28 protein-coding genes and 1 pseudogene are annotated in these 25,710 nt (G+C 36.1%); 18 read left to right on the top strand and 11 right to left on the bottom strand.

What is annotated here, in order from left to right; translation table 11 throughout:
- Positions 1-3: 3 nt before the first annotated feature.
- The 3 genes from NKR74_RS18450 (at position 4) to NKR74_RS18440 (ending at position 4,368) form a co-directional block, all read left to right on the top strand.
- A complete protein-coding gene (locus NKR74_RS18450) occupies positions 4-1,137 on the top strand; it encodes a bifunctional cystathionine gamma-lyase/homocysteine desulfhydrase (RefSeq protein WP_253630468.1) in 1,134 nt (377 codons plus the stop codon).
- A 264-nt stretch (positions 1,138-1,401) separates the two neighbouring features.
- A complete protein-coding gene (adhE, locus tag NKR74_RS18445; protein WP_253630467.1) occupies positions 1,402-4,005 on the top strand; it encodes a bifunctional acetaldehyde-CoA/alcohol dehydrogenase in 2,604 nt (867 codons plus the stop codon).
- Between the two features lie 126 nt (positions 4,006-4,131).
- The gene (locus NKR74_RS18440; RefSeq protein WP_253630466.1) at positions 4,132-4,368 is read left to right on the top strand and encodes a YrhC family protein; all 237 of its coding nucleotides are present in this window, start codon (positions 4,132-4,134) and stop codon (positions 4,366-4,368) included.
- A gap of 185 nt (positions 4,369-4,553) precedes the next feature.
- Here NKR74_RS18440 and NKR74_RS18435 read toward each other — a convergent pair whose 3' ends face one another.
- Positions 4,554-5,309, bottom strand: a complete 756-nt coding sequence (locus tag NKR74_RS18435) for an HAD family hydrolase (RefSeq protein WP_253630465.1) — start codon at positions 5,307-5,309, stop codon at positions 4,554-4,556.
- A 106-nt stretch (positions 5,310-5,415) separates the two neighbouring features.
- On the opposite strand from NKR74_RS18435, the gene NKR74_RS18430 reads away from it, so the two are divergent.
- Positions 5,416-6,423 carry a LacI family DNA-binding transcriptional regulator gene (locus NKR74_RS18430; protein ID WP_253631181.1) on the top strand — a complete coding sequence of 336 codons (1,008 nt, stop codon included), beginning with the start codon at positions 5,416-5,418 and terminating at the stop codon, positions 6,421-6,423.
- Positions 6,392-6,907, top strand: a complete 516-nt coding sequence (locus tag NKR74_RS18425; RefSeq protein WP_253630464.1) for a GNAT family N-acetyltransferase — start codon at positions 6,392-6,394, stop codon at positions 6,905-6,907. Before NKR74_RS18430 ends, NKR74_RS18425 begins: the two co-directional genes overlap by 32 nt.
- Positions 6,908-6,966: 59 nt before the next feature.
- Here NKR74_RS18425 and NKR74_RS18420 read toward each other — a convergent pair whose 3' ends face one another.
- Positions 6,967-7,512 carry a helix-turn-helix domain-containing protein gene (locus NKR74_RS18420; RefSeq protein ID WP_253630463.1) on the bottom strand — a complete coding sequence of 182 codons (546 nt, stop codon included), beginning with the start codon at positions 7,510-7,512 and terminating at the stop codon, positions 6,967-6,969.
- Positions 7,513-7,669: 157 nt separating this feature from the next.
- Here NKR74_RS18420 and NKR74_RS18415 point away from each other — a divergent pair, with 157 nt between their 5' ends.
- A complete protein-coding gene (locus NKR74_RS18415; RefSeq protein WP_253630462.1) occupies positions 7,670-8,074 on the top strand; it encodes a DoxX family protein in 405 nt (134 codons plus the stop codon).
- 237 nt (positions 8,075-8,311) lie between these two features.
- Here the strand turns inward: NKR74_RS18415 and NKR74_RS18410 are convergent, their stop codons facing one another.
- The gene (locus tag NKR74_RS18410; RefSeq protein ID WP_253630461.1) at positions 8,312-8,620 is read right to left on the bottom strand and encodes a 4a-hydroxytetrahydrobiopterin dehydratase; all 309 of its coding nucleotides are present in this window, start codon (positions 8,618-8,620) and stop codon (positions 8,312-8,314) included.
- Positions 8,604-10,358 carry an aromatic amino acid hydroxylase gene (locus NKR74_RS18405; protein ID WP_253630460.1) on the bottom strand — a complete coding sequence of 585 codons (1,755 nt, stop codon included), beginning with the start codon at positions 10,356-10,358 and terminating at the stop codon, positions 8,604-8,606. Before NKR74_RS18405 ends, NKR74_RS18410 begins: the two co-directional genes overlap by 17 nt.
- A 551-nt stretch (positions 10,359-10,909) precedes the next feature.
- On the opposite strand from NKR74_RS18405, the gene NKR74_RS18400 reads away from it, so the two are divergent.
- Together NKR74_RS18400 and NKR74_RS18395 are read left to right on the top strand one after the other, a co-directional pair.
- On the top strand, positions 10,910-11,221 hold the full coding sequence (locus NKR74_RS18400; RefSeq protein ID WP_253630459.1) for a hypothetical protein: 312 nt from the start codon (positions 10,910-10,912) through the stop codon (positions 11,219-11,221).
- A 23-nt stretch (positions 11,222-11,244) separates the two neighbouring features.
- A pseudogene (locus tag NKR74_RS18395) lies at positions 11,245-11,842 on the top strand (translocation protein TolB); the annotation flags it as partial.
- A 31-nt stretch (positions 11,843-11,873) separates the two neighbouring features.
- Here NKR74_RS18395 and NKR74_RS18390 read toward each other — a convergent pair.
- Both NKR74_RS18390 and NKR74_RS18385 read right to left on the bottom strand, forming a co-directional pair.
- Positions 11,874-12,275 (bottom strand): hypothetical protein, encoded by a 402-nt coding sequence (locus NKR74_RS18390; protein ID WP_253630457.1) that lies wholly within the window; start codon positions 12,273-12,275, stop codon positions 11,874-11,876.
- A 19-nt stretch (positions 12,276-12,294) separates the two neighbouring features.
- The gene (locus NKR74_RS18385) at positions 12,295-12,789 is read right to left on the bottom strand and encodes a GNAT family N-acetyltransferase (RefSeq protein WP_253630456.1); all 495 of its coding nucleotides are present in this window, start codon (positions 12,787-12,789) and stop codon (positions 12,295-12,297) included.
- 223 nt (positions 12,790-13,012) lie between these two features.
- On the opposite strand from NKR74_RS18385, the gene NKR74_RS18380 reads away from it, so the two are divergent.
- Positions 13,013-13,588: a histidine phosphatase family protein gene (locus tag NKR74_RS18380; protein ID WP_253630455.1), complete on the top strand. Its 576-nt coding sequence runs from the start codon at positions 13,013-13,015 to the stop codon at positions 13,586-13,588.
- Positions 13,589-13,945: 357 nt separating this feature from the next.
- Complete coding sequence (locus NKR74_RS18375; protein ID WP_253630454.1) at positions 13,946-14,443, top strand: DoxX family protein; 498 nt, start codon at positions 13,946-13,948, stop codon at positions 14,441-14,443.
- Between the two features lie 236 nt (positions 14,444-14,679).
- Here NKR74_RS18375 and NKR74_RS18370 read toward each other — a convergent pair whose 3' ends face one another.
- From NKR74_RS18370 to NKR74_RS18360, 3 genes are all read right to left on the bottom strand, one after another.
- On the bottom strand, positions 14,680-14,928 hold the full coding sequence (locus tag NKR74_RS18370) for a hypothetical protein (RefSeq protein ID WP_253630453.1): 249 nt from the start codon (positions 14,926-14,928) through the stop codon (positions 14,680-14,682).
- A 66-nt stretch (positions 14,929-14,994) separates the two neighbouring features.
- On the bottom strand, positions 14,995-15,873 hold the full coding sequence (locus NKR74_RS18365) for an alpha/beta fold hydrolase (RefSeq protein ID WP_253630452.1): 879 nt from the start codon (positions 15,871-15,873) through the stop codon (positions 14,995-14,997).
- Positions 15,874-15,888: 15 nt separating this feature from the next.
- Positions 15,889-16,728 carry a GNAT family N-acetyltransferase gene (locus NKR74_RS18360; protein ID WP_253630451.1) on the bottom strand — a complete coding sequence of 280 codons (840 nt, stop codon included), beginning with the start codon at positions 16,726-16,728 and terminating at the stop codon, positions 15,889-15,891.
- A gap of 277 nt (positions 16,729-17,005) precedes the next feature.
- Between NKR74_RS18360 and NKR74_RS18355 the strand changes: the two genes are divergently transcribed.
- On the top strand, positions 17,006-18,391 hold the full coding sequence (locus NKR74_RS18355) for an alkaline phosphatase (protein WP_253630450.1): 1,386 nt from the start codon (positions 17,006-17,008) through the stop codon (positions 18,389-18,391).
- Between the two features lie 63 nt (positions 18,392-18,454).
- Positions 18,455-18,934, top strand: a complete 480-nt coding sequence (locus tag NKR74_RS18350; protein ID WP_253630449.1) for a hypothetical protein — start codon at positions 18,455-18,457, stop codon at positions 18,932-18,934.
- A gap of 80 nt (positions 18,935-19,014) precedes the next feature.
- On the opposite strand, the gene NKR74_RS18345 is transcribed toward NKR74_RS18350, so the two are convergent.
- On the bottom strand, positions 19,015-19,665 hold the full coding sequence (locus NKR74_RS18345; RefSeq protein WP_253630448.1) for a GTP pyrophosphokinase: 651 nt from the start codon (positions 19,663-19,665) through the stop codon (positions 19,015-19,017).
- 481 nt (positions 19,666-20,146) lie between these two features.
- Between NKR74_RS18345 and rpmG the strand changes: the two genes are divergently transcribed.
- From rpmG to NKR74_RS18325, 4 genes are all read left to right on the top strand, one after another.
- Positions 20,147-20,296 (top strand): 50S ribosomal protein L33, encoded by a 150-nt coding sequence (gene rpmG / locus NKR74_RS18340; RefSeq protein WP_001265619.1) that lies wholly within the window; start codon positions 20,147-20,149, stop codon positions 20,294-20,296.
- Between the two features lie 275 nt (positions 20,297-20,571).
- Entirely contained in the window at positions 20,572-21,207 is a 636-nt protein-coding gene (locus NKR74_RS18335) for a hypothetical protein (protein ID WP_253630447.1), read from the top strand.
- Positions 21,208-21,611: 404 nt separating this feature from the next.
- Positions 21,612-22,325, top strand: a complete 714-nt coding sequence (sigK, locus tag NKR74_RS18330; protein ID WP_098307902.1) for an RNA polymerase sporulation sigma factor SigK — start codon at positions 21,612-21,614, stop codon at positions 22,323-22,325.
- A 216-nt stretch (positions 22,326-22,541) separates the two neighbouring features.
- The gene (locus NKR74_RS18325) at positions 22,542-23,321 is read left to right on the top strand and encodes a phosphatidylserine decarboxylase (protein ID WP_253630446.1); all 780 of its coding nucleotides are present in this window, start codon (positions 22,542-22,544) and stop codon (positions 23,319-23,321) included.
- A gap of 206 nt (positions 23,322-23,527) precedes the next feature.
- Here NKR74_RS18325 and sda read toward each other — a convergent pair whose 3' ends face one another.
- Entirely contained in the window at positions 23,528-23,683 is a 156-nt protein-coding gene (gene sda, locus NKR74_RS18320) for a sporulation histidine kinase inhibitor Sda (RefSeq protein ID WP_141524996.1), read from the bottom strand.
- 398 nt (positions 23,684-24,081) lie between these two features.
- Here sda and NKR74_RS18315 point away from each other — a divergent pair, with 398 nt between their 5' ends.
- Together NKR74_RS18315 and yqeH are read left to right on the top strand one after the other, a co-directional pair.
- Positions 24,082-24,594 (top strand): YqeG family HAD IIIA-type phosphatase, encoded by a 513-nt coding sequence (locus NKR74_RS18315; protein WP_098307898.1) that lies wholly within the window; start codon positions 24,082-24,084, stop codon positions 24,592-24,594.
- Between the two features lie 3 nt (positions 24,595-24,597).
- A complete protein-coding gene (yqeH, locus tag NKR74_RS18310) occupies positions 24,598-25,704 on the top strand; it encodes a ribosome biogenesis GTPase YqeH (protein WP_253630445.1) in 1,107 nt (368 codons plus the stop codon).
- The last annotated feature ends 6 nt before the right edge of the window (positions 25,705-25,710 follow it).

Below are 25,710 nucleotides of genomic sequence, written 5' to 3'. Positions count from 1 at the left end.
AAAATGAGAAAAAAAACAAAATTAATTCATGGTATTCATATCGGAGAACCTTCAACTGGAGCTGTGACAGTACCGATTTATCAAACGAGTACGTACAAACAAGAAGGTGTAGGAAATCATAAAGGGTACGAATATTCACGTACGGGAAATCCAACTCGTGCAGCTCTTGAAGAAACAATTGCTGTTCTTGAAAATGGTCATGCAGGATTTGCATTTGGATCAGGTATGGCAGCAATTACAGCGGTGATGATGCTCTTCTCTAAAGGGGATCATGTTGTTTTAACAGATGATGTATACGGCGGAACATACCGTGTGATGTCAAAAGTATTAAATCGCTTTGGAATTGAACATACATTTGTTGATACAACAAACTTAGAAGTAGTAAAAGAAGCAATTCTTCCAAATACAAAAGCAATTTATGTGGAAACACCGACGAATCCACTTTTAAAAATTACAGATATCAAACAAATTGCAGCACTTGCTAAAGAACAAGACTTATTAACAATTGTTGATAATACATTTATGACACCGTATTGGCAAACACCAATCTCTCTTGGTGCAGATATTGTACTTCATAGTGCAACAAAATATTTAGGTGGTCATAGTGATGTTGTTGCTGGAGTAGTAGCTGTAAATAGTGCAGAGTTAGCAGAGGGGCTTCATTTCGTACAAAATTCAACAGGCGGTATTTTAGGACCACAAGATAGCTTTTTATTACTACGTGGTTTAAAAACGTTAGGAGTACGTATGGAGGAGCATGAAGCAAATGCTCGTGCAATTGCTGAGTTCTTACAAAATCATCCGAAAGTAAACAAAGTGTACTATCCAGGACTTAGCAGTCACCATAATCATGACTTAGCAGCAGAGCAAGCAAATGGCTATGGCGCAATTATTTCATTTGATGTAGATAGTAAAGAAACATTAAACGCTGTCCTTGGGAAAGTACAATACTTTACACTTGCTGAAAGTCTAGGTGCAGTAGAAAGCTTAATTTCAATTCCTTCTCAAATGACACATGCTTCTATTCCAGCAGAGCGCCGTGCAGAACTAGGAATTACAGATACATTAATTCGTATTTCAGTCGGAATTGAAGACGGAGAAGATTTAATTGAAGATTTAGCACGAGCATTAGCATAATGGAACAAGCACTACTTCACTCAGTAGTGCTTGTTTTTTATATTTTGAATTTGTGAAACTTTTCACAAATTAGACACACACAAATGAAAAGATCTCGTGTATAGTAAAAAGCATGAAACGAGAAGCTTCACATATATTTATGTGAAATGTTTCACAAACAATGAGATTCATGTAGAAAAGGTAGTTCTATTTTTTTAGCTAATAGGGACAATTTAAGACCCTAATGGACATATTATGCCCAAAAGCAGAATAGGAGGAAATTACATGGCAGTCAAAGAGAAAGTTGTAAATGAAATGCAAGAAGTAACAGAGATGATTGAGGCGTTAGTAAAGAACGGTCAAAAAGCTTTACAAGCATTGGAAGGATTTACACAGGAACAAATTGACAACATTGTACATGAAATGGCACTTGCGGGTGTGGATCAACATATGCCATTAGCAAAAATGGCTGTTGAAGAAACGGGTCGCGGTGTGTATGAAGACAAATGTATCAAAAATATTTTCGCAACTGAATACATTTGGCATAGTATAAAAAACGATAAAACAGTGGGGATTATTCGTGAGGATCCACATGAGGAAGTTATAGAAATTGCAGAGCCGGTTGGGGTGGTTGCTGGGGTAACGCCAGTAACAAACCCAACTTCAACAACGATGTTTAAAGCAATCATTGCGATGAAAACGAGAAACCCAATTATTTTTGCATTCCATCCTTCAGCGCAGCAATGTTCTATCGCAGCTGCTAAAACAGTGCGTGATGCTGCAGTAAAAGCAGGAGCACCAGAGAATTGCATTCAATGGATTGAAAGACCTTCTGTTGAAGCGACAAAGCAACTTATGAATCATGAAGGAGTAGCACTTGTTCTAGCAACAGGAGGCGCAGGAATGGTGAAATCAGCGTATTCAACTGGTAAACCAGCTTTAGGGGTAGGACCAGGTAACGTTCCTTGTTATATAGAAAAATCAGCACATGTGAAGCGAGCTGTAAATGATGTAATCTTATCGAAAACATTTGATAACGGTATGATTTGTGCTTCTGAACAAGCAATTATTGTAGATAAAGAAATCTATAATGATGTGAAACAAGAAATGATAGCGAACAATTGTTACTTTGTAACAGCAGAAGAACGAAAAAAATTAGAGAAACTTGTTATTAATGAAAATACATGTGCAGTAAATAGCGATATCGTAGGGAAATCCGCTCATTATATTGCAGCTTTAGTTGGAATTACAGTACCTGAAGACACAAAGATGCTTGTAGCTGAAATTAAAGGAGTCGGTGCAGATTATCCGTTATCGCGTGAAAAATTAAGTCCGGTATTAGCTTGTATAAAAGCAAATTCATTAGAAGAAGGATTACAGCATTGTGAAAATATGTTAGAGCTTGGCGGGTTAGGGCATTCTGCAGTCATTCACTCTACAAATACAGAAGTACAAAAACAGTTTGGTTTACGTATGAAAGCATGTCGTCTTATTGTAAATGCTCCGTCAGCACACGGTGGAATTGGTGATGTATATAATGCTTTCATTCCATCACTTACACTTGGATGCGGATCATACGGAAAGAACTCTGTTTCTCAAAACGTAACGGCAACACATTTACTGAATATAAAAAGACTTGCAAACAGAAAAAAGAATATGCAGTGGTTCAAACTGCCACCAAAAATTTATTTTGAAAAACATGCAACGCAATATTTAGCGAAAATGCCGAATATTTCACGAGCGTTTATTGTGACAGATCCTGGAATGGTGAAGCTTGGATATGTTGATACAGTAACGTATTATTTACGTCAACATATGAATGATGTAAAGGTGGAAGTATTCTTTGAAGTAGAACCAGATCCGTCAGATGAAACTGTATTTAAAGGTGCAGAAATGATGAGAAGTTTCAAGCCGGACGTGATTATTGCTCTTGGCGGCGGATCAGCGATGGATGCAGCAAAAGGAATGTGGCTATTTTATGAGCATCCAGAAACAGAATTCTTTGGTATCAAACAAAAGTTTTTAGATATTAGAAAACGTATATGTAAATATCCAAAACTAGGAACTAAAGCACAGTTTGTTGCAATTCCTACAACATCTGGAACAGGATCAGAAGTAACGCCATTTGCAGTTATTACAGATAAAAAGAACAATATTAAATATCCGCTTGCTGATTATGAGTTAACACCAGATGTTGCGATCGTTGACCCGCAGTTCGTTATGACAGTACCACCGCATGTGACTGCTGACACAGGAATGGACGTATTAACACATGCGATTGAAGCGTACGTATCTATTATGGCAAACGATTATACAGATGGATTAGCTTTAAAAGCAATTGATCTTGTCTTTAAATATTTACCACGTGCATATAAGGATGGAAATGACGAAGAGGCCCGTGAAAAAATGCATAATGCTTCAGCAATTGCTGGGATGGCATTTGCCAATGCGTTTCTTGGTATTAACCATAGCTTAGCACATAAAATTGGACCGGAGTTTCATATTCCGCACGGACGTGCTAATGCAATCTTAATGCCGCATGTTATTCGCTATAATGCAATTAAACCGAGAAAACATGCGCTATTCCCTAAATATGAGCACTTTGTTGCAGATGAGCGTTATGCACATATCGCAAGAATGCTTGGTCTGCCAGCACGTACAGTAGAAGAAGGCGTGGAATCATTAGTACAAGCCATTATCGCTCTTGGAAAAGAATTAAATATTAATATGAGCGTTGCTGGCCAAGGTGTTGAAAAAGAAGCATTTGAAGCGGTTGTTAATGTACTTTCTGAACGAGCATTTGAAGATCAATGTACAACAGCAAATCCGAAATTACCGCTTATTTCAGAATTAAAAGAAGTATATATGCAAGCATATAAAGGTGTGTAATGAAAGAAAGAGCCGCGTGTATTGCGGCTCTTTTCCTTTTGGAAAACTTCTCCCTCATTGGTTGTATTTACTTGCCTACGAAACGATGAAAATATGATAAAGTGAAAAAAGAGGAGTGATAAAAGAATGAAAGAATTGCAGCAAAAAATCGCAGATTATATTCGCTTCGGCCAAGTCATGCTAGCACTAAGTGCATTTTTAATGCTCGGTTTATTACTCCCAAATGGACAAAAAGAAACGGTGCAAATGTTTGCCATGATGGGGGTTATCGTTGCCTTTTTAGGCGGTTCGTTTTATTTTTTCCGCCGTGCAAAAGTGCTGCGTGACAAGCTAGAGGAGAACGAAAATGAGCAGGTGTTATAGATAGAAAAGCTACTTAAAGAGTATATATCTTTAAGTAGCTTTTTTTGATGAAAATATTGCGAAATGGGTGCTGAGTGTAACAAAGCTGGGAGCATATGAGCACTGTTTTTTACATTCTTTATCCTACATCGCCCGATTCGATTTCTATATATCAATTATGGTATGAACACAGTAGACAGTTTTGTCTACTGTGTTTTTTTAGTTAAAACTTGAATATCGGTGTAAGCTGTAATAATAAAATCAGCGTATGGTGTTAATTCTTCTATTGCGTGTTCGTGATTTGCAATCCCTACAGCAATACTGCCTGCATCTTTGGCCATTTTTACATCAACAACAGTATCTCCAATCATAATAAGTTCATTTGTTTGAATACCAAGTTGTTTACATGTTTTTATAATCATCTCCGGGTTCGGCTTTCCGCATGTTACATCTTCTGGAGTAAGAAGAAAATGCAGAGGTGGTACGGGAAGAAATTCTATACACTTTTTTGCTCGTAATTTAGTATCTGATGTTAAAATCCCTGTATAAATTCCTTCACTTTGCAAGGAAGTTATACAGTCAGCCGCTCCTTGAATCGGATGAAAAGCATTTTCAATGCATAACTCTTCATCGCTGTCTTTAAAAATAGCAGAGGCAAGTTCTTTACAGCGATGCCATGGATATTTTGTTATTTGATATAACAGGCTTGCCGTAACAATTATTTCATCCTCTTCAGGTGCAACTGCTAGTAACCCTTTAAAATCAACTTGATCAGGATGTACGAAGCCAACTGCTTTTTCCCAAAGCGATTCGTATCCTTCGCCAACAATTTGTAAAAATTTATATTTTCGTAGTCTATCAATTTCATACCAAAAAGGGATAGCTTGAAATAACGTACCATCCTTATCAAAGGCAACTGCTTTTGCATTAATAGTTTCTCCTAAAATTTGAATTTTTCCCATATTTAAGGTCACCTCATTTATAATAGATATATAACTTACTATATACTGTACATTCTGAAATGCGTTACAGGTCAAGGGGGGATTTACGATTTTTACAATTGAAGATATCGCTAAATTAGCTGGAGTTTCTAAAGCGACCGTTTCCCGTGTACTCAATCATCATCCGTATGTTCGTACAGAATTAAGAGAAAGAGTGCAAGCGATTATTGATGAAAAGAATTATGTTCCCGTGGCAGTAGCAAAAGATTTACGGCGTCTGCAAACAAATTTAATCGGTGTAGTAGTACCAAATTTACATCATCCATTCTTTAGCCAACTTATTCAAGAAATAAGTGATATTTTAAAAGAAGATGGTTATGATGTTGTGATATTACAATCAAATTATGATATGAAAAGGGAAAGAGAGTTTATACAGTACGTAAGAACGAAGAAGTTAGATGGGCTTATTTTTACTACACTTTCTTTACCAATAGAGGAGATAGAGTGCGCAATAACTTCAGGCACAATTGTTATATGCAATGAGCATGTAGAAACAGAATTGATATCAACGGTTCAATTTGATGAAGAACAGGCAGGGTATTTAGGAACAAGGCATCTTTTAGAAAAAGGATATACACGCATTGGATTTTGTTACGATACATTAAAAAGTAAGGCGCAGCGGAAAAGATACCAAGGATATAAAAAAGCTTTATGTGAGTACAAACTATCGTTGCAACAGGAATGGGTATTTCCGAATTGTTATGGATTAAAGGATGGGAAACGCATTGTACATACTATGCAATCCATGAAAAATGCTCCTGATGCAGTTTTTACAGGTAGTGACGAAATAGCTGCAGGGGTGATTATGGAAGCGCAGCGAATGGGAATTTGTGTTCCAAAAGATTTTGGTGTGATTGGATTCGATAATCAGGAAATTTCGATGATGATGAATCCTAATATAACGACCATCCATACCTCGATTGCAAGTATGGCGAAGAATGCTATCATTTTATTGCATAAACAATCAACAGGAGAACGTGTGCAACGAATACAATTACCTATTTCAGTTATAGAAAGAGAATCGACAAGAAAGGGGGAAGACCGTGTTTCACACGAACCGTTTACAAATTCGTAAATATACAATGGATGATTTAGATTTTTATGCTTCTTTATGGGGAAACGAACAAGTGATTCGCTACATTGGGAAAGGAACTCCCAAAACGTATGAACAATGCAAAAAAAGTCTTGAAAGCTGGGTTCTTCCAGGATATGAGCGTGGACTCGGTTTATTCATGATGTTACATAGAGAGACAGGAGAACCAATCGGTCATGCAGGACTTGTTCGTCAGCGTGTCGATGGAAAAGAAGAAATTGAAATTGGATATTGGCTTCTTCCCAAGTATTGGGGAAACGGATATGCGAAAGAAGCTGCAGCTGCTTTTCGTGATTACGGCTTTCAAGTACTTAAGCTTGAAAAACTCATTTCTCTTATTAATCCCGATCACCCAGCTTCTATTTTTGTAGCAAGAAAAGCAGGTATGGCTTATGAGAAGACGGTGTTATTTCATAATATGGATGTTCTCGTTTATTCAATGAGAAGAGCAGGGATAGGAAACTAATAACCTGCTCTTTTTTATTTCATAAAAAAAGCACTGCAAACAAATTTGTTCACAATGCTTCAATATACATGTTTTCGATTTTCAGTATAGCTTGAAATAAGAAGAAGTGCAGCTTCATCCCCAATATTACGAACGATATGCGGTACACAAGCACTCCAAGAAAACGAATCTCCTTCTTCTACAATTGCAATATCTTCTCCGTGTTGTACTTCTAATTTTCCGCGCAAGACAAGATGGCATTCTTCTCCTTCATGAGCATTTGGCGTGTTTTCTTTCGGAAAGCCAATAGGAATTTCTACTAATGATAAACGCAGTCCGCCTTGCTCAGCTACATGTTCAATTCTTTGCTGGTCTTTTCCGTAAATACTATATTTTCGTTCTTCTTTTTTAACAACTTTCATTCGATCTTTTTGCTCTAACAATAAATAAGGAAGAGGAACATTTAGAAAATGAGCAATTGTTTCTAGAGTAGAAATAGATGGAGATGTTTTATTGTTCTCCACTTGGCTCATAAATCCTTTAGAAAGCCCTGTTCCTTCACAAATTTGCGCAATTGTAATGCCTCTGCGCTGCCGAATTTCACGTATTGTCGAACCGATATTCATAATGCCCGCTCTCCTTTTTCTAAACAGATATTTGTATCATAGCAAATCTTTTTTATTTTTTCTCAATAAAAATCAATTGACGAACAAAAAAAATTATTGTATGTTTTGTATTGTGAATAAAAGTTTTATATAACAAAACAATAAAGGGGAAATAACAATGAATCAATATATTGGTAATTTAATTATTCGAATTGTATTAGGAGTTACGTTTTTTGCTCATGGTTTAGCAAAGTTCCAAGCAGGAATCGATAACATCGCAGGTTGGTTTACAAGTATTGGTTTACCAGGTGGTCTTGCATATGGCGTTGCGACAGTAGAATTAGTTGGTGGTATTTGTTTAATTATCGGTTTAGGTGTAAGATATGTCGGACTATTATTTGCACTTATTTTAGTTGGAGCAATTGTAAAAGTAAAATGGTCAGCTGGTTTATTAGGAGATGGAAAAAATCCTGGATACGAAATGGAGCTTGCATTATTAGCAATGGGTCTTTACTTATTTGTTGTGAAAGCAGAAGGATTTGTAGATCGTTTCTTAAAAGCGACAGTATTGAAAAAAGACTAATTGGAACTAGAATAATAGTATGAGTTTTTGATTTTACCTTAATATAGAAATTTGTACAGTGAACTGTGGTCATCATATTCCATTTATTATGAAATAGAGAAAAGGAAGCCTGAATTAGGCTTCCTTTTCTGCATCTCCCGCTATTCGTGGGCAGTAAGACCTCCCACCTCAAGATTGAGAGAAAAGCGAAGAAGAGAGGTGGGGGATAAAGAACCCCCCACTGATGGAAGTTTCACTTTATCGTACAATTGCTTTTTCATTTTGCAAAAACATCTCATCAAACTGTTTTGCCATTTCAAAATCAAGTTTTGTCAAACCTTTTGCATTCCATGATGACAACGTAATAATAACTGCTTTATACTGGATAAGGATGAATGGATGGTGATTGCGTTCTTCTGATAGTTTGGCCGCTTCAGAAACAAATTCGACACCTTTTAAGTAGTCGGAGAACATGTATTTTCGTTCAATCCATTTTTCGTCTTTTACTGTCCATTTATCCAACTTCATTAACTCTTCTTGAACTTCTTCATTAGTTAGTCTTTGCATTGTTTGTCACATCCTTTATTGGGAGTAAGGCAAGCCCGTCATTGATTAGACGCTGAACTTCTTCATTATTTTTAAAGGAAGAAAGTTGTTGTAACAATGCTGCACGTTCTGGAATCTCCACTTTATGTTCTAGTAATAACTCTAAAATCTCAAGGCGCAGTAGCCATTCCTTTTCATAAAACTTATCTAATACGTGATGAATTGCTACAAGTTGTTCTATATTCTGTTCGTGTAATGAACCTTCGTTGCGAATATCACGAACAGTTTCGTACATTTTTTCAAGCTCCGTTCGTGTGCGCGGTGCAGGTATTACTTCGTCTTCTTCTGCTACTGGGAAGAATGCTGCTGGATCTGCTGCACCGGGGAAAACAGAAGAAATTGCTGAACCAACTGCCATATCAAATGTACCCCACGCTGCATCAAATAATAAGCGATCTTTTAAAGTGACTGTACAATTTGTAAATGAAATGACAGCGACTTTTTCCTTATTTCTAATAATATCAGTTACTGTTCCTATCACATGTACACCACTTGTAAAGGTAAGCTCAGCTTTGTTACCGACAGAGATTCCTAATGTGTTTAATTCTTCATCTGTGCAAGATTCTAATGCGATATCATTTTGTAATAATCCAATTGGCGTACCAAACCCATCTTGGTGCACAGCTGTAGAATGATTTGGCAATTGTGTATGATTGATAGCTAATGCAGTTGGGCTACCCGTTTTTATATAAATAGCCTCGCCGCTTTCATTTTTTACTACTTCAACTAGTGTTCCTGTAATTTGTAATCCGCTGTTTAAGGCAACTGTCGCTGTATTTTCAGAACGCAGTGCTTTATCTAACCCTTTTGTACCGCCTGATTTGAATGCCATTGTTTCTGAGAATCTTTCAAGTGCTTCAATCAGTTCTTCAAAAGAGCTGCATACAAAAAGCTGTGGCTGCATTTTTGTTACATCGTAGCTTGTTTGAATACATGATTCAATAGAGAACGGTACTTTTTTGACAGCGTCAGTTAAACAATGCTTGCTTTCACCGACAGAGGAAAGAAGTCCAGCACCGTAAATTTTCGGATTCTGTATATCACCAATCAATCCGTATTCTACTGTCCACCAGAAAAGACGGGAAATTTGTTCTGCTTCTGATAGGCCAGAAACATGTTTTTGTTTTTCTTCCACTTCTTTCTCTGCCGCAATAATTTCTTCTGGAGTAGATGTGCGGCTCTCTTTTACAATCGTTAATTGGCGAACCGCTTCAAATAATTCGTGCTCTTCCTTTGTAGAGAAAGCTTTTGCTCCAATCTGTCCGAACAATTTTACATATTTTGCGTATGTAGGATCGAGTAGAATTGGTGCGTGTCCAGCTGCTTCGTGAACAATGTCAGGAGCTGGTGTATATTCAATGTTTTCTACTTTACGAATATCTGTCGCAATTGGCAGGAGACCATGTCCTTGGAAATCAAAGAATGCTACGCCAGGAATTAAGCCGTCAATTGTAACAGCTCCCCAGCCGCTTGGTGCTAAACAATCGTTCATTTCTTCTACTTTTGGAATGGCATCTATATTAATACCGGAAGACTGCAATCCGTTTACATACGCTGGATGTGCAACGTCTTTTAAAAAGTTATGATTTTGTCTCATAATGTAGCGCCATACAGCGTGATCAATTGGTGTATAGTGGTCGTAATGCTGCTTTGATATATAAGGTTTTAAGTGCGATGGAATTTCTGCTGTTTTTGTCATATAGATATATCCCCCTTTATGTAAAAAATGCTATGTTCCGTTTTTTATGCACGTCACTCCTTCAAAAATAATGTAAACGCTTCTAAAATTTTATCATAAAATTCCGAATTATTTAATATTTGTTTTTGCTACAAATAAAAAAATCCCTATCGGAAAATACGATAAGGATGATAAAAATCGCGGTACCCCCCTACTTGTAAATAAAAAACTGTTTACCATTCTCTTAAGATAACGGAAAGAAATCAAATGTAATCTGTTTGCATGATCGACAAAAAAGAAATCGTTTCTATCGTATAACTTCCTAGATTGTTTATTTAAAACAATGAAACAACAAGAATATATGAACTTACCGGTGTAAACGAATCAAGCAGTGATGAAAAAACTCTATCAAAACTGGAAAGCATTTTAGAAGCGTACTTTGAATTGCAGAAAGTGAAAAGCTAAGAAAGCAGGTATAGAGGGTGCCCTCTTTTTATTTTTGCAAATTTTGTATACTCTTCGCTTAAGTAACGAAATGCTATAAGAAAATGAAAGGCAGGGGGATAAAGTTCATGGAAATGGAGCAAGGAGTATTACCATTATTAATACATGGGGCAACAATCTTTTTAATGGTGTCTTTTGTTATTGCTGCACTGTTATGGTGGAAAACAAAATGTGGTGTATATGGCTGGTTTTTTAGTCATCTTATATTTCTAAGTTTTGGGATTGCAGCTTGGGTACATATTTTACAAGAACCGTCTGTTGGAGAGGGATTTGAATCGGAAAATAATTCGCTTTATATTGGGGTTGCCGGCCTATCGTGGGGAGTTAGCATGCTATTGTTTATAAAAGGAATGCAGGGAATTGCAAAGCTTGTAAAGTGAGGTATTCCTATGATAGAAAATGAGTTTCATTTTTAGCAACACCAACTGCCTCTTGGTCGATGGATAGTAAAACGTTATGTATAACTGGAGCGGATGGAAACAAGTTTGAAGCAGTTGATCACATGTTGATTCAATCAAAATGGTTTCAATGGGCACCGTCAAAAAATATTCTTGCATACATAGAAGGAGAAGTACACTTTACCGTCGAAAATAAACATTTAAAATTAAAAGAACTTCCTGCTTTTCAACAAGCTACTTTCACTCCAAAAGGTTATGTTGATTGGGATTTCACTTGGAACAGTGCTACTTTGATTGTAATTTCTAGAGCAAAGGAAACCGAATGGTCCAATGATCCGAAGCAACGTCCGCAGCCTTCACTATATCAAATCAATGTTGCGAATGCACAGCAGCGTCAAATTACAATCCCACCAAAAGGGTACGGAGATTATTATCCGTACTATATAAAACGCACAAATCAACTTCTAATGGATATGCTCTGTTAATATGTGGATTGCAAATTCAGACAGTTCACAAGCGAGAAAATGGATTCAAAATATAGACGAAGCAGTAAATTATTATGAGAAACGAGATTGGGAAAATGTTGTATCAGTAAAAGAATAAAATATGTGCTCTCTACTGGCAGAGACGCATATTAAAAGAGTGTATAATTTGTGAGAGATTTTTCGGCATCTCTGCAACGTTTTATCCATTGCGTTTCATATTGTGAATGAGGTAAAATTCGATGCTGTAAATGGCCAATATGAAAAATCTTTTCTGTTAAGCACCAATCTACACATAATTTATATAAGTCATAATGTAAAGGATCGTCATCCCAATACACAGGAATCTCTTTTATATTTGCTTGCCAATATAAATATGCACGGGTATGACCATCTGTAAAAATAATTTTATCGTCTAATTGTTTAATGGGTAATGGCGTATGTAAAGCAAATACAGGTGGTGAAGAAGTCTGTTGCAATCTCATTATTTTGTCATTGCTTAGAAATAATTGACTTGGCTGCACTTTAAATATATCGATAAAAAAAGGGTTCATTTTGGATCACCTAAGTCTTTTATAAGATTTTTGCCATATAATATTCATTTCTTGGTTGTCCATCAACAACCAAACCATGCACTGCTTCACCTTCAATAGCAAAACCTATCTTTTCATATAACGCAATAGCTCTTTCATTATGAGACATGACTGTTAATTCTAGACGCAGTAATTGTTGTGTGCGAGCCCATTGTTCGATTTCCTGAAGTAATCGTTTGCCGATTCCTTGACCTGCATATTGCTGGAGGACGCCAATGACTAAATATGCAGCATGTTGCTTTCGCCTTACTGCTCCGCCGCGAGCGATTATATATCCAACAAGTTGCTCATCTTTCTCAGCTACTAGAAGTGTTGAATTACGCGGAGAGAGAAGAGATTGAATCATAGATTTTTGTTTCTCTATCGTAAAGTTTCGCTCATTAGGCTCAAATAACATAAAATTTGTTTCTTGATCAATTGTTTGACATAGCTTTAAAAACGGAGCTGCATCTGCTTCTGTAATTTCACGAATCATCATAATCACCTATCTCTATTTTTGTATAACATATGATATTCGTTATGTAGATGCTGAACTCCTGTAAGGAAAGGTTTATATTACTTTGTTTCCCCCTTAAATTTAGATATATGTGGATCCTCTCTTTTTTTATAAAGAGAGGATTTTTTTGTAAGGAAGAGAAAGAGAAGCTTCTATGAGTGAAGGGATTTCATTTTAATACAGAATAGAAGGGGATTTTGGTATGAAACTTATTTTTGTCAGGCATGGAGAAGGAGACCATACAAAAGATCTGCCGAATAGTTTGCGAATAAATCATCCAATTCTCACAGATAGGGGAGAAGAGCAGGCTGTATCGCTGCGAGGGAAATTCCCTCTACGTGAGAGTGATATATTAATTACAAGTCCGACAGTACGAACATTACAGACAGCTGCATTATGGAGCGGGCAAGTTGCTTGTATGAAAATTGCTCATCCATATATTTCACCTCGTATTTTTCCATATCGAGAAGGAGCGAGAACGTTGCCTTGTGATCAAATGTTAAGCCAAAATAACATTCAGCAGCTATTTCCGGAATTTTTATTAGCAGAAGAACGTAATGAAGAGTTATGGAGCAATGGGATCAATACGATTTCAGAGTTTGAGTTTTGCACGGCTGCCCATAGTTTCATAGAATGGTGTAAAACGTTACAAGTTTCACGCGTAATAATCGTTTCTCATGATGGAACGATTACAGCATATAGACAATACGTAATGAAACAAGTATTAACGAGGGAAGACTTTTTAGAGGAAACAGGGATGTATGAAATTCAATTATAGTAGAAAAAAGATTAAAATAAAGTGAAACTCCCATCAGTGAGGGGGAGGTGTTTATAAAAGCCTGGTTGTGTACTAACGATAAGTAGGAGTCTACTCATCTAAAAAGATAAAAATATTGCTTTTTTATAACATTTGACATTGAGAACATAATTTTTTTGTAAATAGTAATGAAAATCATTATCGTCTGTGTTATTATAGGTTCAAGTTTTTATTTGCAAATAAAAGTGGTTATAAAACGTACGTTTGAAATATTTTGTAAAAATTGATAAAAAGCATTCATAATGAATGAAACGAAACCGGTTACGAATGTTGTTGTATTCATGTAATTAATTTAATTACAAAAATCAGGAGGAATATATGGTTATTCAGTTTTTAAGAGAGAACAAAGCAGTTTCCTATGTACTAGCAGTAGTGCGTATTTATATTGGTTATACGTGGCTTATGGCAGGGATGAAAAAGCTAACAGGTGGATTTGACGCAACAGGTTTTTTAAAAGGAGCAATTGAACAAGCATCAGGAGCTCATCCTGCAGTGCAATCATGGTGGGCATCCTTTTTAAATGAAGTAGCAATTCCCAATGTAGAGCTATTTAATTTTTTAGTTACATGGGGAGAAGTTTTAGTTGGAATAGGGTTAATTGTTGGATGTTTAACGAAAACGGCTGTATTTTTTGGTCTTGTAATGAACTTTTCCTATATGTTTAGTGGGTCAACGGGTGTGAATCCACAATTAGTAATCTTGTCTATGTTTATTTTAGTTTCAGGTTATAATGCTGGCAAATTTGGTGTAGATGGACTTATTTTATCAAAAATTTTTAATAAAAAATCACGCAATTATAAAAATCAAGCCGCATAGCGTATAAAAAGGGGTATCTCATCATGAGATATCCCTTTTAACGAATTTGGGGTGATTTTGCTATAAATAAACTAAGCATGAGCATCGTAATTGCAGATAGAAAGAAAATCGGGATTCCTAAAAAGGCTGCACCGAAACAAGATTCATCGTTTGGAAGGCTCATAAAATAGCCGGAAAAAATGAGGTTTGGAATTACGCCAATTACACCGATAATAAACATGTTCCAAAGCGGTTTATTATCGGTGTAATTGGCGATATTTCTTTAATAATCGAATCCATAAGATAAAGTAACCAATCCCTGACAAAAGTAAGAAGAGTATCATAATCGGACCAAGTAGAAGAGTAAAACTACTTTTTACTTCAATGAAGCCAAATATCCAAACAAGTCCAATTAATAGAGCGCCTGATCCAAGCATATAACATAAGTTGTAAATGCTTAAATACAATCCATTTTTATATGGATTATCTTTATCAGATCTGAGCAATACATCTCCTCCTTTTTCCCTGATTGTATCATGATCTTCCTTTGATTAGGGATTTTTTGTAAAAAATTACAACTTAGTAGGATACTTCTTGAAAAACTCATCAACATACTGCAAAAACTCTTTTGGCTGCTGACGAAATGGTGCATGTTCGCCTTCCTCAATAATATGAAATGTACTGTTTATTAAGAATTGGTGATACGTTTCGCCGCTTTTCCAGGAAACACTTTTATCATTTCTTCCCCAAATAATTAATGTTGGTACTTTGATTTCATCGGCATTGATGCGTAAACGACGCGACCTCATTTTACTTAATTCTGTATAATGCTCCGTATCTTCACGTTTATACTTTACTTCATTCGCGCGGTATTCTTTCGGAGTAGAGACAGTACTCAAATCAGTTGGTAAATTTGGTTTTGGAGATCCTTTCCCGTGCTGCAAAGATTCAACTCCTGTTGCATCAGTTAAAATAAGGTGGGTTACTGCATTCGGATACAGGTATGTTAAATTTAAAGAAATTTCTCCGCCCATAGAGTGCCCTAATACGGCGAATGTATCATAGCCTAATTTTTTCATTAATTTATAATATAAGTTTGCTTGGTTTGGAAAGGAGTAGCGAAAATTCATCGGTTTTGAAGAATGGCCGAAACCTAAAATATCGACAGCGATAATGGTATGATTTTTTGCTAAATCAGGATAAACATCATTAAATCCATTTGATGAGCCACCAAAGCCATGAAGCATAAGTAAAGGTGGTTTATTTTTACCGATTTGTTTGAAGTAAATGGTTTGTCCATCAATTTCAATCATTTTTTCTTTTGTCTCTAGTTTTGTTTCAATTGTTTCTTTTACTTGTGTTGCTTTTTTTGTTTGTTTTTCAATTGTGCTGCAGCTCGTTAAAGTTGTGAGAACAACGCAGCTGAGCATGTAAAACTTCCATCGTTTCAAAGTGGTTTCCCCTTTCTAGCATAGCGCTGCATCCATCATAGCAAATATGAAATCTCGTTTACCAGGAAGATTCTCTCCGTTTTTTATCATGAGAGGAGAAAGCAGCGTTTCTTTAAACTCAAATGATAGCAGTTTGTCCCTAAAGCTTTTTTGTGAATGAGGAACATCGATACGAACAGTTCCATTCCATTGATTACATATGGATAGCAGTAAATGCAAGGCATATTCTTCATTGTGAGCAATAAGGGGAGTAACGCATAAGGTATTTCCTTTTCGTATACATAATGCAAAAGCTTCTAGTTTATTATTTTTTTCTATTTTTAATGCAAGGTGTGTTCTATTTAAAAGTATTGAATACAGTTGAGGACGTTTAGCACCGCTTGCTATGAAATCGAGTTGAATGAGCGTGTTAAGATCCTGACTCGTGATTTGACTAGTAGAAAAGGAGTTGTTTTTTGTTTCTGTGCTATTTCGTTCTAATCGATGAATAGAAGTAATTGTGTTAAATCCATATGTATGATATAACGGCGTACCAGCATCCGTTGCAATGAGAACAAAAGGTTGTAATGGCGGAGCATTTTTTATGCAAATGTCCAGCAAAGAGCGTGCTAATCCTCTTCGTTGAAAATTTGGATGAACAATAAGCGTACCAATAGAAGTACATCCTGTTTTATATGGAAAAACAGCGATACAAGAGATAAGTTTACCTTCGTTATGATGGCCAAACAAAGTACCGATAGAAAAGAAGGTTTCAAATTGTTCCTTCATAAACGAAATGTCATGTAACCAACCTACTGCATCACAAAGAGATAGAAGTTGTGGGATATCAGACTGATTTAGTGCTTGTATCTGCATATATTACACTCCCTCGTTTTTTTTAGTAGATACATTTTATCATGAAACAATCAAAAGATTCTGTCTTGTTGTACGTTAAGGAAAGAGAGAGGGTGTACAAACATACTGCATTTGGAAGAATCATATATATCAATAAGTAAAACGACAAAGAAATACAGCTTGCAACAATATTCATCTTAAATTAACAAAATATTTACATATTTCTAATTTTCTCTTAACAGTTGTCTATTAAATTGGGTAGTGGGGATTGAATTAAGAATTTAGGGGGACTTATAAGGTGAAAAAATTTATGAAGAAAGCATGGCCGTTTGCAGTTGTTTCATCGTTAGCACTTACTTCAATTGTAACATGGAATGTTACGCGTTCAGATGTAATTAAAGCAGATGAAAAAGACGACAATGCAAAGATTAAAAATGTAATTGTCTTAATCGGGGATGGAATGGGTCCTTCTTATATGACAGCGCATCGTTATATGAAGGATAATCCAAAAACATTTGAAATGGAGCAAACAGAATTCGATAAGCATCTGGTAGGCACACAAGTTACATATCCAGAAGATGAGCATCAAAATATTACAGACTCTGCTTCTGCTGCAACTGCAATGTCAGCAGGAATCAAAACATACAATGCAGCTATAGCGGTAGATAATGACGAAACAAACGTAAAGACTGTATTAGAGCAAGCGAAAGAGCGTGGGAAATCAACAGGGTTAGTTGCAACTTCTGAAATTACACATGCAACACCAGCAGCTTTCGGCGCACATGATATTAATCGAAAAAATATGGATGCAATTGCAAATGATTACTTCGATGAAAAAATTAATGGTAAGCATAAAGTAGACGTTCTTCTTGGAGGCGGCGTGAATAACTTTGTAAGAAAAGACCGTAATCTTACAGAAGAATTTAAAAAAGATGGTTATAGCTATGTAACGGATCGTCAGCAATTATTAAATGATAAGAATGACCAAATTCTTGGATTGTTTGCGCCAGGCGGTTTCGATAAAATGATTGACCGCAATGACAAAACACCTTCTTTAGAAGATATGACAAATGCTGCAATTGATCGTTTAAATAAAAATAAAAATGGTTTCTTCTTAATGGTAGAAGGCAGCCAAATTGACTGGGCTGGTCATGATAATGACGTTGTTGCAGCGATGAGTGAAATGGAAGACTTTGAAAGAGCATTTAAAGCAGCAATTGAGTTTGCGAAAAAAGATAAGCATACACTAGTTGTAGCAACTGCTGATCATTCCACTGGTGGTCTTTCTCTTGGAGCAAACGGCGTGTACAATTTTGATGTAAAGCCAATTAAAGCAGCAAAACGTACACCTGATTTTATGGCATCTGAAATCGCTAAAGGTGCAAATGTTGAAGAAACACTGAAAAAGTATATTGATTTACAATTAACACCTGAAGAAGTTAAATCTGTGAATGATGCTGCGACGTCAAAAGATGTAACAAAGATTGATAATGCAATTGAAGCAATTTTTAATACACGCTCTTACACAGGTTGGACAACAGGTGGTCATACTGGTGAAGATGTTGGTGTATACGCATTTGGACCAGGAAAATACTTATTTGCTGGCGTTCAAGAAAATACAAACTTAGCAAAACGTGTATTTGATATTATTGGCGGCGGCGACCCAAATAAAGGTAGACGCTAATATGAAGAAAAAGCGGGGCTTCGTTGCCTTGCTTTTTTCTTTTTGATTTTGGAGGGGACATATATGAAACGAATTCTAAAGAGATTAGGGATTTTAGGCATAATAAGTTTTCAATTATGTGGATGTAGCTCACAAGAAAAAGTACAAAAAGACATAATAAAAAAAGAAGAAACGATTCATAAAGAAGAGAAAAATAAAAAGATGACAAAGCCTATACCGGAGGAAGAACAACAAGCAATTAAAAAGTTAATAGATTCCTATATTCAAACAATAAATGAGAAAAACTTTGAGGGACATATGGCACTTTTTTCAACGAAGTCATTAGGGTTAGAGGATACAAAAGCCCAAAAAGAAGCAGAATTTAAAAATAAGAATAAAAAAATCGAATTATTGGATTTTAGTGTAAGGAATTTTGAAGGAGAGTATGCTGTAGTAGAAACAAAAGAGAAAGAAGAATCTACTGAAAAGAAAGTTCGTTACACCGTAGGAAAAGAAAACGGTGTATGGAAGATAGAAGAGGTACGTGTGATTGAAGAAGGATAAAGTGAAACTTCCATCAGTAGGGGTCTTACTGCCCGTTAATGCGGGATAAAAAAGAAGTTCTCTAAAATCGAGAACTCCTTTTACACAGGTAATAAAATGCGCTCTGAACACGATTCAATATCATCAATATCTTGACGGATAGATGCCATCTTATTGTCAAGTTCTTCAGCTTTCATAGCGGCATCATGTAATTCCTGCTTTAAATATTCAGGGATATTTCCTTCATATTTATAATACATTTTATGTTCTAAACTTGCCCAGAAATCCATTGCTAACGTACGTAATTGAATCTCTGCAAAAACATCTTGTGTTCCTGAATTTAATGCTAATGGATACTTAATAATCATATGGAGACTTTTATAGCCATTTGGTTTTGGCATTGCAATATAATCTTTAACTTCTATGATTTCCATATCTGTTCGTTTTTCTATCAAATTTTTTAAATAGTAAATATCTTCCACGAAACAACATGTAATTCGAATACCAATAATATCGAATAAATGATGTTGGGCGTTTTCGACAGTTGGTCCTAAGTTTTTTCGTTCTAGCTTTTTAATAATACTTTTTGGTTGTTTTAATCGTGTTTTTATATGTTCAAACGGGTTGTAGTCTTCTAGAAACTGAGCTTCCCGGTTCATAATTTCAAATTTTGTTTTGAGTTCTTCAAGAGCAAATGTATAAGGTAATACAAATGCTTTCCAATAATCAACTGTTGTTTGGTTATATTCCATTATATACACACCTTTTTCTTATTTGGAAGGTAAGGTTGCTTAAACTAAATACCAAATCATATACGCGCATGCTGCGAATGATGAGATCATAAAGCGATAGCGTGTTTTCATTAGGCTGTCCTCCTTCACACATAGTGTTTGTTATAACTATGTACATTTTCTATACTAATTGATTGATGTGAATTCCGTATGAACAAATTGTTTCAGTTATTTGTCTTTTTTATATCGTTGAATTCGAGGTATTTTTTGCGTTCTTTGTATAAGTTTCTGTATGATTGCAGTTTTAATGATTATAATGGGAAAAAGTGATGAAACTATAATTCGATTATATCGATATTATATATCGAAGAATGAATCAGTTCTTCAAATAAGGAGAACCGTTTTTTTATAGAATTGACAAAGTGAATTACAAAGTTTATGATATAAACCGTAATGATTACGTTTTGTTTCAAAGAATGAATTTTCTAGGAGGTGTAAACTTATGCGTGTAAATATTACATTAGCTTGTACAGAATGCGGTGATCGCAATTATATTACAAAGAAAAATAAACGAAACAATCCAGAGCGTATTGAACTAAAAAAATATTGTCCGCGATTAAAGCGAGTAACATTACATCGTGAAACGAAGTAAACGGCTAGAAATTCTAGTCGTTTTTTGTTATTTGTAAAGGGAATAGGGAGGGGAATACAGTGATATCGTGTGTGATGATATAAATGAATCTATAGTTATATAAAGACAAAAAATAGATAATTTGTACTCTCGATAACAACGTGCTGTGTCAATCTAATATGAAGCTGAGATACATACGGAGGTTTGCTAGAAAAAACATGGACAAGGATACAAGCAAAAGGAGTTTTATTTCATATATTTATAGTATATTTCAATAGAAAGGAGTTTATTTATTCTTGCCCCCAAAAGATCAAAAATTTTTCCATCCGTATGAGTCTCCGGTTCCGATTGCAGGAGCTCAAAGACCACAAAAATTACACGTATTTACAACAGGACCTATATTGAGAAATCCCAATACTGAGATTGTGGTTGTTACGCTTTTGAATGAGGATTTCTACGAATCCAAAACGGTCACTGTGTCCGTGTTAGATTGGCAAAATACGTGGAATCCTACAGAGTTTGCTAAGGCTGGATTTCTAGCCGGACAAGCTATCAATCCGTCTTTATCAACACAAGGGGTTCAACCGCAGCAAACTAATATCGTTCCTCCTAACAATGTCCAATCGATTTTTACACCTCTTACATTTACGATTCCGCCACGCGGTCTTTTTACGATTCACGCATCTCCACCACAATCTGCACATCTGCCAAGTCCTTGCTACGAAGTGATTGTTACTTTTTCGTCTAATTTTACTCACCCACCTGCTCATATCAGACGTGTCATCGTCAATACATTTGGGACTAATGCTGCGGGTGTGCCGCAAGAGGGAAATACCGTCTTGCATAATCAGTTGATACCTAGTCCTATAACTTCACCTGTTCCTTTCTCTCCAATAGCTCCTCCACCTCCACCTCCACCTCCTGTCCTATAAGGATTAGAAACAAAATCTAGGGTTAGGAGATTCGGCACGAATAGCAGCATAAATTTCAATCATTTTTATCCCGCTATTCGTGGGCAGTAAGACCCCCACCTCAAGATTCAGAGAAGAGTGAAGAAGATAGGTGGGGGATAACTGCTGGCATGCGCCCGATTGGGCAGGCTTTCCATCAGTGGGGGATGAAGAAAACCCCCACTGATGGAAGTTTCACTTTATGCCAACATCAATCCCCTTCAATAAGTAATTTGGATGGGACTCTAAATGTATGATAAAAAAGGTTTTGATTTGATAACGGACTTTGAAAAAGACAAGAATTGATATTTGCGTTGTACAGACACAAACAACCACTCGCCCACATACATATAGGAAAGACCACTATTTTTGCGGAGGTGAAGAGGTTGAGTCTGTTCGCCGCAATTGGATATATGATTCGCGAAGTTTTTATTTTCGTATCGTATGTCAAAAATAACGCATTTCCACAGCCGTTGTCGCCTGATGAGGAGAGAAGGTACTTAGAGCTTATGGAGCAAGGAGATGCGCACGCCAGAAATCTCCTCATCGAACATAATTTACGTCTTGTGGCACATATTGTGAAGAAATTTGAAAATACAGGAGAAGATGCAGAAGATTTAATTTCCATCGGTACGATTGGTTTAATTAAAGCGATTGAAAGCTATTCGCAAGGAAAGGGAACAAAATTGGCAACGTATGCTGCTCGATGTATTGAAAATGAAATTTTAATGCACTTACGCGTATTAAAGAAAACAAAAAAAGATGTTTCTCTTCATGATCCAATCGGGCAAGATAAGGAAGGGAATGAAATTTCTTTAATAGATATTTTAAAGTCAGAATCAGAAGATGTGATTGACACCATTCAACTGAGTATGGAGCTTGAGAAAATTAAAGAGTATATCGATATATTAGATGAACGGGAAAAAGAAGTAATTGTAAACCGATTTGGTCTTGGCATGGAGAAAGAGAAAACGCAGCGGGAGATTGCGAAAGCACTTGGTATATCGCGGAGCTATGTATCGCGTATTGAGAAGAGGGCATTAATGAAGATGTTTCATGAATTTGTTCGTGCAGAAAAAGAGAAGAAGGGGAAATCTTAAAGATGGAAAGTGCCTGATTTTATTCGAAAGCAGGCACTTTTCTTTTTGGATAAAATGAAACTCCTTTGATAAATCTATGTTCACGGTTGAAAATGATGGGTTCTATCTGTAATATTAAAAGGTGCTAATAATTTATGATATAGAAACAAAAATAGGAAAAACTACATGTAATAGTCTTATTAGAAAATTATATATCATAGTAGGGGGTTTCGCAGTTTGCGACGTACGTTATATCGATTATTGATTGAACTTACAAACGGTCGTTTTACGTCCTATGTATTGCGTAAATTTGCGCAGTCGCGTTTAAGCTCGATTATTATTCCGTCTTATGCGAAAGTATTTCAAATTAGGCAAGATGAGATGGAGAAGGATTTAAAAGAGTACGGAACGCTGCATGAATTATTTACGCGTAAATTAAAACAGGGAAAACGAGCAATTGATACAGAAGTATCCAGCGTTGTGAGTCCGGTTGATGGTGTTTTTGCAGATCACGGTCCTATTGATCAGGCAAAAATATTTGAAATTAAAGGGAAACAATATTCTATTGTAGATATGCTTGGTACGGAAGAACGAGCAGCGCGCTACGCGGGTGGTACATATATGGTTATTTATTTAAGTCCAAGCCATTATCACCGTATTCATAGCCCGCTTTCAGGTGCAGTGACAGAACGTTTTGTACTTGGAAGGAAATCCTATCCTGTTAATGCAGCAGGTATGAAATATGGAAAAGATACGTTATCCAAAAACTATCGCTCTGTAACTGAAATGGAGAGTGAGGGGGCGCGGTTAGCTCTTGTTAAAGTAGGCGCAATGTTTGTTAATAGTATTGAACTGTTGCATGAGAGAGAAGTCATTCAAAAAGGTGAAGAGATGGCTTACTTTACATTTGGCTCTACAGTCGTTCTATTATTTGAAAAAGATATGATTGAAGTAGTTCAATCATTAACTAGTGGACAAGAGGTTCGTGTTGGTGAAAAAGTCGCAACTCGATTATAAAAGAAGCAGCTTTTATATAGCTCGTTTCACTTTATAATAAAAGAGCCGTCTTATAGATGGCTCTTTTTACAAGTGAAGCAGTATCTGTTTTGCACTGACTGAGCAGTAAAGCTCTAACCTTAATATATAGAGCTTATTAAGGCGATCCGGTCAACTAATCATAAGCGGGTAATAGTTCACCTATGGAAGCTTCACTGTATATGTATTTAAGACGATTTCAAAAGCTTGTCCTCTAGTGAGCGTCTAATGATTTCTTGTTTAATAAGTAAAATGAAGTCGGGATTTAATTTTAATTCTTTTGCTTTATAATAAGACTCAGTGAGTAATTCAGTAGATAACTTTTCCATATGTTTCGCCGTCAAGGCGGTTCACCTCCTGCGAAAAAGGTAAGTTTGTCTCATTTAATGTACCAAAATTTGTCTTATATCACAATCTGTTGGTTATCCACATGCTATCGTGGATAAGATGTGTAATAATTGTTGGTAATTTTAGAATTAACTGAAACTTCAATGTGGAAATTGTGTACAAGTTTATCCACAGGTACGCAATCGAAAAATGCTGTCGAAAAATTTTATCCAACTTTAACGGACAGTAGCCGTTAGAAGATTTATCCTGCTACTAACGGGCAGTAGCAGTGGAAGTTACGAGAAGAATAACTTCCTGTAAGAGCCCGATAAGTTCAACTAACCCTTTTTGAGAGAAAATCGCTCTCAAAAAGAGAAGTTGAACTTTACAAAACCCCTCAAAGAGGTGAAAGAGATTGAGTTTATTTTTACCGAATGAATACGTGAAAAACGTGTATCATATTCAACCTGAAGAATTGGAAAATCGAGGTATAAAAGGGATTATTACTGATTTAGATAATACCTTGATTGAATGGGATCGTCCGAATGCGACGCCGCAATTAGAAGAGTGGTTTGCAAAAATGAAAGAACACGGCATTCAAGTGACAGTTGTTTCGAATAATAACGAACAACGTGTAAAAGATTTTGCTGATCCACTTGGTATTCCGTTTATTCATAGTGCACGTAAGCCGCTTGTTCGTGCTTTTAAACGAGCGCTAACGAAAATGAATCTGCGTGCTGAAGAAGTAGTTGTAATTGGAGATCAATTATTAACGGATGTGCTTGGAGGTAATCGTGTTGGACTGCACACGATTTTAGTTGTTCCAGTTGCACAAACAGATGGGTTTATGACTCGTTTTAACCGGAAAATTGAGCGTAGAATTATGCGTAATATGAAGAAAAAAGGTTTAATTAATTGGGAGGAATAAAGCTTGACTGAGACGTTTAAATGTATTGGATGCGGTGTTGCAATCCAAACAGAAAATAAAAATGAAGTTGGTTATGCACCAGCTTCTTCGTTAGAGAAAGAACATATCATTTGTCAGCGTTGTTTTCGTTTAAAGCATTACAATGAAATTCAAGATGTGTCATTAACAGATGATGATTTTTTACGCATTTTAAATGGAATTGGACAATCTGATGCGTTAGTTGTTAAAATTGTTGATATTTTTGATTTTAGCGGAAGCTGGCTACCTGGTTTACACCGTTTTGTTGGAAATAATAAAGTACTTCTTGTCGGCAATAAAGCGGACTTAATTCCAAAATCAGTGAAACCAGAAAAGCTAACACATTGGATGCGCTATAGTGCAAAACAACTTGGGTTAAAGCCAGAAGATGTTTTCTTAATTAGTGCAGCGAAAGGTCAAGGTATTGATGAGCTTGCAAGCGCAATTGAACAATATCGTGATGGAAAAGATGTTTATGTTGTTGGATGTACAAACGTTGGGAAATCAACGTTTATTAACCGTATCATTAAAGAGTTTAGTGAGGAAACGGAAAATGTTATTACGACATCACATTTCCCTGGTACAACGCTGGATTTAATCGATATTCCATTAGATGAAACTTCATCTTTATATGATACACCAGGTATTATTAATCATCATCAAATGGCGCATTACGTTGGAAAGCAAAGCTTAAAAATAATTACTCCAACAAAAGAAATTAAGCCGATGGTATTTCAACTTAATGAAGAACAAACGTTATTCTTTGGTGGATTAGCACGATTTGATTATATAAGCGGTGGTCGTCGTTCATTTACTTGTCATTTATCCAATCGACTTACAATTCATCGCACGAAGCTTGAAAAAGCAGATGCATTGTATGAAAAACATGCTGGAGAACTATTAAATCCACCAACACCAGAAGAACTTGAGAACATGCCAGAGCTTGTAAAATATGAGTTTACAATTCATGAACCGAAAACCGATGTTGTATTTTCAGGTTTAGGATGGGTAACAGTGAATGAAGCTGGCGCAAAAATTGCAGCGCATGTACCAAAAGGAGTTAGTGTTTCATTACGTAAATCTTTAATCTAAAGTGGT

It is taken from the genome of Bacillus sp. 3103sda1, assembly GCF_024159135.1.
GTDB lineage: Bacteria > Bacillota > Bacilli > Bacillales > Bacillaceae_G > Bacillus_A > Bacillus_A rhizoplanae.
The sequence above is the reverse complement of the archived record's forward strand: the minus strand, read 5'-3'. Positions and strand labels throughout refer to the sequence as shown.